The 8,992-nt window shown below is 61.9% G+C and carries 7 protein-coding genes; 4 read left to right on the top strand and 3 right to left on the bottom strand.

Annotated features, from left to right (window positions below; all coding sequences use genetic code 11):
- The first annotated feature begins 139 nt into the window (after positions 1-139).
- A complete protein-coding gene (bamE, locus tag ACFC20_RS15605; RefSeq protein WP_208603390.1) occupies positions 140-451 on the top strand; it encodes an outer membrane protein assembly factor BamE in 312 nt (103 codons plus the stop codon).
- A 72-nt stretch (positions 452-523) separates the two neighbouring features.
- Here bamE and pntB read toward each other — a convergent pair whose 3' ends face one another.
- The 3 genes from pntB to ACFC20_RS15590 all read right to left on the bottom strand — a co-directional run bounded on the left by pntB (position 524) and on the right by ACFC20_RS15590 (position 4,264).
- Positions 524-1,915 (bottom strand): Re/Si-specific NAD(P)(+) transhydrogenase subunit beta, encoded by a 1,392-nt coding sequence (gene pntB, locus ACFC20_RS15600; protein ID WP_375193807.1) that lies wholly within the window; start codon positions 1,913-1,915, stop codon positions 524-526.
- 12 nt (positions 1,916-1,927) lie between these two features.
- Positions 1,928-3,505 carry a Re/Si-specific NAD(P)(+) transhydrogenase subunit alpha gene (locus tag ACFC20_RS15595; RefSeq protein WP_375193806.1) on the bottom strand — a complete coding sequence of 526 codons (1,578 nt, stop codon included), beginning with the start codon at positions 3,503-3,505 and terminating at the stop codon, positions 1,928-1,930.
- A gap of 123 nt (positions 3,506-3,628) precedes the next feature.
- Positions 3,629-4,264: a TetR family transcriptional regulator gene (locus ACFC20_RS15590; protein ID WP_375193805.1), complete on the bottom strand. Its 636-nt coding sequence runs from the start codon at positions 4,262-4,264 to the stop codon at positions 3,629-3,631.
- A gap of 485 nt (positions 4,265-4,749) precedes the next feature.
- Here ACFC20_RS15590 and ACFC20_RS15585 point away from each other — a divergent pair, with 485 nt between their 5' ends.
- The 3 genes from ACFC20_RS15585 to ACFC20_RS15575 all read left to right on the top strand — a co-directional run bounded on the left by ACFC20_RS15585 (position 4,750) and on the right by ACFC20_RS15575 (position 8,992).
- Positions 4,750-6,351 carry a flavin-containing monooxygenase gene (locus ACFC20_RS15585; RefSeq protein WP_375193804.1) on the top strand — a complete coding sequence of 534 codons (1,602 nt, stop codon included), beginning with the start codon at positions 4,750-4,752 and terminating at the stop codon, positions 6,349-6,351.
- Between the two features lie 109 nt (positions 6,352-6,460).
- Positions 6,461-7,522: a putative zinc-binding metallopeptidase gene (locus ACFC20_RS15580; RefSeq protein ID WP_375193803.1), complete on the top strand. Its 1,062-nt coding sequence runs from the start codon at positions 6,461-6,463 to the stop codon at positions 7,520-7,522.
- A 9-nt stretch (positions 7,523-7,531) separates the two neighbouring features.
- Entirely contained in the window at positions 7,532-8,992 is a 1,461-nt protein-coding gene (locus ACFC20_RS15575; protein WP_375193802.1) for a circularly permuted type 2 ATP-grasp protein, read from the top strand.

Here is an 8,992-nt window from a genome sequence, read left to right as displayed (position 1 = left end):
CATGCCGGGTGGTGTGGGAGGGGTGGAGCCTCATGGCTCCCCCCTATCCCGATTGCCTGCAGATCCTGTCGTGTTTGTAATCGCGTTTGCCAAAGGACACGTTAAGATGGACGAAATTCACCCAATGAGAGGGATCGATATGACAATCAAGGGTTTGTTCAGAACGTTGGCCGTTGCCATGGTCATGGCGGCCATGGTGGGCTGTGCCACGGTGGGACAGGATTTTGCGACCCACAATGTGGACCAGATCCGGATCGGGGAAACCACCCGGGCCGATATCCAGGAGATGTTCGGTGAGCCCTGGCGTACCGGCATTGAGGACGGCAAGCGCACCTGGACCTACGGCAAGTATAAGTGGTCAGCCTTTGGTGATGCCGAGACCACCGATCTGGTTGTGCGCTTCAACCAGGATGGCACCGTGTCGTCCTACGTCTACAACACCACGGAGTAACGGCCGGAAACAAAGAAGCCATGCTCTGGAGGCAGAGCATGGCTTCCGTTGGCAGGCATCTGATCAATCAGATCAGCCCCGCAGGCCTCCAACCAGCTTGTCGATGCTCTCCTTCGCGTCCCCGAACAACATGCGGGTGTTGTCCTTGAAGAACAGCGGGTTCTCGACCCCGGAGTAGCCGGTCGCCATGCCCCGCTTGAGCACCACCACCTGGTGGGCTTTCCACACTTCCAGTACCGGCATGCCGGCAATGGGGCTGCCCGGGTCTTCGGCGGCGGCCGGGTTGACGGTGTCGTTGGCACCGATCACCAGCACCACGTCGGTGTCCGGGAAGTCATCGTTGATCTCGTCCATTTCCAGAACGATGTCATAGGGCACATGGGCTTCCGCCAGCAGCACGTTCATGTGCCCGGGCAGACGGCCCGCGACCGGGTGGATGCCGAAGCGCACGTTCACGCCCTTGTCCCGGAGGATCTTGGTCATCTCACTGACGCCGTTCTGGGCCTGTGCCACTGCCATGCCATAGCCCGGCACGATGATCACGGATGAGGCATTGCGCAGCTCCTCGCACACGTCATCGGCGCTGGATTCGTGCACGGTCTGGTCGCCATCAGCGGCAGCCGAGCTGCTGCTGGTCTGGCCGAAACCGCCGAGGATCACGCTGATGAACGACCGGTTCATGGCCTTGCACATGATGTAGCTGAGGATGGCACCGCTTGAGCCCACCAGGGCGCCGGTGACGATCAGCAGGTCGTTGCCAAGCATGAAACCGATGGCTGCTGCCGCCCAGCCGGAGTAGCTGTTGAGCATGGACACCACCACCGGCATGTCGGCACCGCCGATGGCCATGATCAGGTGAATGCCGAGTACAGCCGCGATGGCGGTCATGATGATCAGGGCAATGATGCCCACCGCAGTGCTGTCAGTGCTCAGGAACCAGGCACCGAGCGCCACGCATACCACCAGCGCCGCCAGGTTCATGAGGTGGCGTCCCGGCAGGGTCAGGGCTTTGCTGTCGATACGGCCGTCCAGCTTGCCGCAGGCCACCAGTGAGCCGGTGAAGGTGATGGCACCGATAAAGATGCCCACGAACACTTCCACCAGTTTGATGGTGTGCTCGGCACCGGAGGTGGCAATGAGCGGCTCCAGATAGCCGGCAAAGCCGACAAACACCGCGGCCAGGCCCACGAAGCTGTGCAGCAGGGCGACCAGCTGCGGCATCTGGGTCATTTCCACCTTGTTGGCGATCATGGTGCCAATGCCGGCACCGAGCAGGACCGCAATCAGAATGGCAATAATGCCGCCATCCACGCTGGCCAGGGTTGCGCCAACAGCAATGATGATGCCGGCAACCCCGTAGATATTACCGCGTCGAGCGGATTCCTGGTGGCTGAGGCCGCCCAGGCTGAGAATAAAGAGAATACTCGCGACCACGTAGGCCACGCTCACCAATCCTGTACTCATGTCGGGCGTCTCCTACTTGCGGAACATTTTGAGCATGCGATGGGTAACCCGGAAGCCACCCCCGATGTTGATGCTGGCGATCAGCACCGCGAGAAACGCCATGACGCCCACGGCAATACCGCTGGCCTGGGCCAGGTGCAGGATGGCGCCGATCACGATGATCCCGCTGATCGCATTGGTCACGCTCATCAGGGGCGTGTGCAGGGACGGTGTTACGTTCCAGATCACCTGCCAGCCGATAAAGCAGGACAGCACGAACACGGTGAAGTGCTGCAGGAAGCTTTCCGGCGCGTAGGCACCCACGCCATACAGAGCCAGGGCAGTGACCACCAGCAAGGCGCTCTTGCCGATCACACTGCGCTGGTCCGCCTTTTTCTTGGCGGCGGCCTTGGCTTCCGCCGACGGCTCCTCAGTACCCGGAGCCGGCTTCGGACTGACCGGGGCTTCCGGCTGGGGAGGCGGCCAGGTAACGTCTTTCTCATGAACCACCGTGAGGCCACGGATGACATCGTCTTCCATGTCGACCACCGGCTTGCCGTCTTTCTCCGGTGTCAGCTCGGTGAGCAGGTGCACCAGATTGGTGGCGTACAGGTCACTGGCGACCTTGGCCATGCGGCTGGGCAGATCCGTGTAGCCAATCAGGGTGACGCCGTGCTGGTGCGCCACCTTGCCCGGCTCGGTCAGTTCGCAGTTACCGCCGCGCTCGGACGCCAGGTCGACAATCACGCTGCCCGGCTTCATGGATTTGACCATGTCGGCTGTGATCAGCTTCGGCGCCGGTTTGCCGGGAATCAGGGCGGTGGTGATGATGATGTCCACCTCTTTCGCCTGCTCGGCAAACAGCTCCATCTCGGCCTTGATGAACTCGTCGCTCATCTGCTTGGCGTAACCGCCGCTGCCGCTGCCGTCTTCACCCTCGAAGTCCAGCACCAGGAACTGGGCGCCCATGCTCTCCACCTGCTCCCGTACTTCCAGGCGGGTATCGAACGCGCGAACAACCGCGCCCATACTGTTGGCAGCGCCGATGGCGGCCAGGCCGGCAACGCCGGCGCCGATCACCATGATCTTCGCCGGCGGCACCTTGCCCGCAGCCGTCACCTGGCCGGTGAAGAACCGGCCAAAGTGGTTGGCCGCCTCAATCACCGCCCGATAGCCGGCAATGTTGGCCATGGCGCTGAGGGCGTCCATCTTCTGCGCCCGGCTGATCCGCGGCAGGCTGTCGATGGCGAGCGACGTGATGTTCCGGGCGGCCAGTTTTTCCAGCAGCTCCGGGTTCTGGGCCGGCCAGATGTAGCTGACCAGAAACGCGCCTTCCTTCATCAGGTCGGCTTCGTGCTTGCCCAGCGCCGGGTTTTCCATGGGCGCGCGGACTTTCAGGATGAAATCCGCTTCCTGCCACAACGAGGTGGTGTCGGCCGCAATGGACGCACCGACTTTCTCGTAGGCGGCATCGGAATAGTTCGCAGGCTCGCCGGCCCCGCCCTCTACGACAACGTCGTAACCAAGGCCAATCAGTTTATGGACCGAGGGTGGGGTAGCGGCTACCCGACGCTCGCCCTCGAAGATTTCCCTGGGGATACCGATTTTCATGTTAAGTTCGTCCTCCCGAACGATCGACTTAAAGGATGTCTCGGTTTTTACTAAGGTGCGTACGGTACCAGATTTGCAGGCAATTTCCTAAACGAAAATGATTTCGATCAAGGCGGATGCCGCCTATCCGTGGCTCTGGGACCTGAGGCCAAGAATGTCGGACTCCGACAGGTCATCAAGCAGGGCGCCCCGGAATTGCCGGTTGATGAAATGTTCGGTTTCAATCTGTATAGCCGCCCTCTGATGAGGCTTCTCGATGTAATCCAGGGCCCGGAACAGTATGTAGCGAATGGTCATGCGGGAAATCTCGTGGATGGTTTCCGGCGGCACCGCGCTCACCAGGTTGCGCTCGATAATGTCTTCCGCCATTTCCCGGGCGCTGGCGTCCAGCTGTGCCTCCAGTGCGCGGCGCAGCACCGGCGACGGGCCATGCAGTTCGCGCACCGCAACGGTGGTGGCCGCCGGGTTGGCCAGGAAGTACCGGTAGACAAACGCCACGGTATCCCGGGATGCCTGCTCGGAAGTGTCCGCCATCTGGCGCAGCTCCCGAACGCCGGCTTTCATCTCCTCGGCGACGTAGCCCAGAACCTGCAGGCCGAATTCGTCCAGGCTTTTGAAATGCCGGTAAAACGTATTCGGATTTAATCCCGCCTCACGGGCAAGCTCCCGCAATCCCAGAGACGTCAGGCTACGGGTCTCGGTAATCAGCCGCAGCGCCGCCTGTATCAGTTTGAGTTTTCCGCCTGTTATTGCGTTCACGTTGTCCTCTGCTTTCGGTGAAGGTGCCGCGTTGGCGGGCGTTCCGAAAACCGCTGCAAGTACGTCCCTGTACGCTTGCTCTCCGCCATCCATGGCTACGAGCATTTTCGGAACGCCCGCCAACGCGGCCCCCCGTGCAATGGCGTAGGTTTGCCCGGTTCAAAACGAGTGTTTAAAGGCGGGCCTTGGTGAGTGTGACGGTCGTTTGTGGGGAGGGCTTCCAAAACTGTCTCTCGCCATGGATGGCGAGAGCCAAGCGTCACAGGGATGTGCCGCAAGGAGCGTGTTTTGGAAGCCCTCCCCACAAACGGCCAGCCCCCCAAGCAGAGCCCGCCGAGCGGGCCAAGTATCAGTCAACCGAGGCCAAACATCAGGTCAATAGTATACGAGTGTCTACTTTCCTGTGTATACATGTGTCTACCGGTCATCATGACCAACCGCACAACAACAGACAAGGCCACACGGGCCAACACAGGAGTGCAGCAATGACACAGACCACACGGATCGCCATCATCGGCACCGGCTTCTCCGGCCTCGGCATGGCCATCAAACTCAAGGAGGCGGGTTATCACGATTTCGTGATTCTGGAGCAGAGCGACGACATCGGCGGCACCTGGCACCAGAACCACTACCCCGGGTGCGCCTGTGACGTGCAATCGGCGCTGTACTCTTTCTCCTTTGAGCAGAACCCGAACTGGAGCCGCATGTTTGCCCAGCAGCCGGAGATCAAGGCCTACCTCAAGCACTGTGCCGAGAAATACGGGTTAATGGAGCACATTCGTCTGAACACGCACGTGACGGGAGCCCGTTACGATGAGGCCTCCAGTACCTGGACCGTGGAAACCTGTGACAGCCCGGCGCTGTGGCGCTACATGCAGGCCAAGGGCCTGAAGCCGGGGGATCGGCTGGATCGCGAGGATGGGGACCTGCCGGCGCTCGATACCCTCAGGGCCAGCGTGGTGGTTTCCGGCATGGGCGGTCTGAGCACGCCCGCCTATCCCGAGATCAAGGGCATCGAAAGCTTTACCGGCAAGCGCTTTCACTCCCAGGATTGGGACCACGACTACGATCTGAGAGGCAAGCGGGTAGCGGTGATCGGCACCGGCGCCTCGGCCATACAGTTTGTGCCCGAAGTGGCCAGGGAGGCGGCGCGGCTGGATCTGTACCAGCGCACCCCGCCCTGGATCATGCCCAAGCCGGACCGGGCGATCCGGCCGCTGGAGAAGCGCCTGTTCCGGATGGTGCCGCAATCACTGAACGCCCTCCGCCAGAGCATCTACTGGACCCTGGAGGCCCGGGTGCTGGGGTTCGTGGGCAACCCGCGGATCCTGAAAATCGGTGAGCTGCAGGCCCGTCGCCACATCCGAAGCCAGATCAAGGACAAGGAGCTGCGCAAAAAAGTCACCCCCGATTTCCACTTCGGCTGCAAGCGGGTACTGATTTCCAACAACTACTACCCGGCTCTGGCCCAGGATCATGTGGATGTGGTCACCAACGGCATTCGGGAAGTGCGGGGTAACGTGATCGTCGACGGCCAGGGCAACGAGCGCCAGGTGGACTGCATCATCTACGGCACCGGCTTCAAGGCCCAGGATCCGGTTCCCGCCGGCATGATTTTCGGGCGCAACGGGCAGGACCTGTTGGATGCCTGGAAAGATGGCGCCGAGGCCTACAAGGGCACCGCCATCCACGGCTTCCCGAATTTCTTCATGCTGATGGGGCCGAACACCGGCCTGGGCCACAGCTCGATGGTGTACATGATCGAAAGCCAGATCCAGTACGTGCTGGACGCCCTCAAGCGCATGGACGGGGAAGGCTGGAGCACCGTGGAGGTGAAGCAGGACGCCCAGAGCCGGTACAACGCCTCGATTCACGCCAAACTGGGCGATTCCGTCTGGCAGACCGGCTGCAAGAGCTGGTACGTGAACGAGAATGGCAAGAACACCACGCTCTGGCCCGGGTTTACCTGGCAGTTCCGACAGCAGACCCGTCGGTTTGACGCTGCCCAGTACCGGGTTGCCGGAGGCGCGGAGGTGGCCGCAGCGCCTGCGTTGGACCGGGAGCCTGCGCTGGCGGTCCAGGGATAAGCCCGGGGGCGGTTCAGGCTGCAAAGCGGCAGACCGAGTTGCGTTTTGGCCCTTTTGGCCAATACTTAAAGTTCGGTCGTGCCGCTTTCGGTCAAGGATTGCCCCTCCGATGAAGCTGTTTCACTGTGGCCGTTGTGCCAACCTGCTGTATTTTGAAAACAGTTGCTGTACCCAATGCGGAGCGGATCTGGGATTCGCCCCCGACGCCATGGAGCTGCTGGCCCTTGAGCCAGCAGGCGACGATACCGGAGTGGCGATTACCAGTGGTCAGCGCTACCGGCTGTGCGCGAACTACCGGGACCACAGCGTCTGTAACTGGCTGATTCCCCTCGACGACACCCACGCCTTCTGCGTTGCCTGCCGGCTTAACCGCACCATTCCCGACCTGGGTATCCCGAAGAACCACGGACTCTGGCTGCGCCTGGAAAAAGAGAAGCGGCGCCTGGTGTATTCGCTGCTTCGCATCCGGCTGCCCTTCGGACCGCTGGAAGAGCAGCAGGGGGGGCTGGCGTTCGATTTCCTGTCCGATCAGCCGGCGCGGTTCGATGAGCGCAACAAGGTGCTGACCGGCCACGCCCATGGCGTGATCACCCTCAACATTGCCGAGGCGGACCCGGTGGAACGGGAGCGCATGCGTAGCGAGATGGCGGAGCCGTACCGCACTGTTCTGGGGCATTTCCGCCATGAATCCGGCCACTATTTCTGGGACCGCCTGGTGGCAGGCAGCGCCTGGCTGGCACCGGTGCGTGACCGCTTTGGCGACGACACCGCCGACTACAAGCAGGGCCTCGACCGGTATTACCAGTACGGCCCGCCGGTGGACTGGCAAAACCGGTACATCAGCGCCTACGCCACCAGCCATGCCTGGGAGGACTGGGCCGAAACCTGGGCACACTACCTGCATATGCTGGATACCCTGGAAACCGCCTGGCAGTTCGGGTTGCGGGTGAACGCCCATGGTGGCGAGCACCCCGACACGGCCTCGGACCCGTCGTTCGACCCCTACCAGACCGACGATTTCGACGCCCTGGTCCGCCACTGGCGGCCACTGACCCTCGCCCTCAACAGCCTGAACCGGAGCATGGGGCACGAGCACGCCTACCCCTTCGTACTGGCAGAGCCGGTGGTGGAGAAGCTCCGGCTGGTGCATCAGATCGTACACGCCTGTTAAGGACACAACATGAAAAAAAACAGACTCATTGACTGGAAGAATTACGACCCGAACGACTTTTATGACGAACTGATTGCCGCCAAGGGCAAACCCCGGCCCGCCGCCACCGAGATCACCGAGTACCTGGGCAACCTGGATTCGGAGGAGATCCAGGCCCGCCAGCAGGCCGCCGAGCTGGCCATCCTGGAGATGGGTATCAGCTTTACCATCTACAGCGAGGGCGAAAACATCGACCGGGCGTGGCCGTTCGACATCATCCCCAGGGTCATTTCCCTGCGCGAGTGGGAAACCATTGAACAGGGCCTGGCCCAGCGCCTGACCGCCCTGAACATGTTCATCAACGACATCTACAACGACCAGCAGATCGTCAAGGACAAGGTCATTCCCAAGTACGTGTTCGCCAACTCCAAGAACTTCCGCGAACAGTGCCGGGGCTTTACCCCGCCGCTTGGGGTCTGGGCTCACATCTGCGGCTCGGATCTGGTACGCGACAAGGACGGCAAGGTCTATGTGCTGGAGGACAACCTGCGGGTGCCCTCCGGTGTGTCCTACATGCTGGAGAACCGCCAGCTGACCAAACGGGTGTTCCCGGAGCTGTTCGAGAACACCGCCATTCTGCCGGTGGACGACTACACCAACCAGCTGTTCGACATGCTGGCCTCTATTTCGCCCCGGCCCCAGGATCACCCGAAGATTGCGGTGCTGACACCGGGCATTTTCAACTCCGCCTATTTCGAGCATTCCTTCCTGGCCCAGCGCATGGGCGCCCAGCTGGTGGAAGGGGCCGACCTGGTGGTGGGGGAGGATGACTGCGTGTACATGCGCACGGTCGAGGGTCTGGAGCGGGTAGACGTGATTTACCGCCGGATTGACGACGACTTCCTGGACCCGGAGGTGTTCCGGGCCGATTCCACCCTGGGTGTGCCCGGGCTCATGCGGGCCTGGCGCAACGGCAAGGTGGGCCTGGCCAACGCGCCCGGGGCCGGGGTGGCGGACGACAAGGTGATCTACGCCTTTGTGCCGGACATGATCCGCTATTACCTGGACGAGGAGCCCATCATTCCCAACGTGCCCACCTATATGTGTGTAAACAAGCAGGATCGGGAATACGTGCTCGAGCACCTCGACGAGCTGGTGGTCAAGCCGGCGAACGAGTCCGGCGGCTATGGCATGCTGGTGGGGCCGCACAGCACCAAGAAGCAGCGCGCCGAGTTTGCCAAGCTGATCAACAAGAACCCGCGCAACTACATTGCCCAGCCCACCCTGAGCCTGTCGGTGGCGCCGACCCTCACTGAGGAGGGGCTGGCGCCCCGGCATCTGGACCTGCGCCCGTTCGTGCTGCAGGGGGTGCGGACCTACGTGACTGCGGGCGGCCTGACCCGCGTTGCCATGCGCAAGGGCTCCCTGGTGGTGAATTCCTCCCAGGGCGGAGGAAGCAAGGATACCTGGATTGTGGACGAGGAGAACTGA

The organism is Marinobacter sp., assembly GCF_041984545.1.
Lineage (GTDB): Bacteria > Pseudomonadota > Gammaproteobacteria > Pseudomonadales > Oleiphilaceae > Marinobacter.
Note: the sequence above shows the minus strand (reverse complement) of the source record. Positions and strands in the feature narration are given on the sequence as shown.

Excerpts from the sequence above, each read along its gene's own strand:
- bamE (WP_208603390.1), top strand. The coding sequence starts at position 140 with ATGACAATCAAGGGTTTGTTCAGAACGTTGGCCGTTGCCATGGTCATG.
- pntB (WP_375193807.1), bottom strand. The coding sequence starts at position 1,915 with ATGAGTACAGGATTGGTGAGCGTGGCCTACGTGGTCGCGAGTATTCTC.
- ACFC20_RS15595 (WP_375193806.1), bottom strand. The coding sequence starts at position 3,505 with ATGAAAATCGGTATCCCCAGGGAAATCTTCGAGGGCGAGCGTCGGGTA.
- ACFC20_RS15585 (WP_375193804.1), top strand. The coding sequence starts at position 4,750 with ATGACACAGACCACACGGATCGCCATCATCGGCACCGGCTTCTCCGGC.
- ACFC20_RS15580 (WP_375193803.1), top strand. The coding sequence starts at position 6,461 with ATGAAGCTGTTTCACTGTGGCCGTTGTGCCAACCTGCTGTATTTTGAA.
- ACFC20_RS15575 (WP_375193802.1), top strand. The coding sequence starts at position 7,532 with ATGAAAAAAAACAGACTCATTGACTGGAAGAATTACGACCCGAACGAC.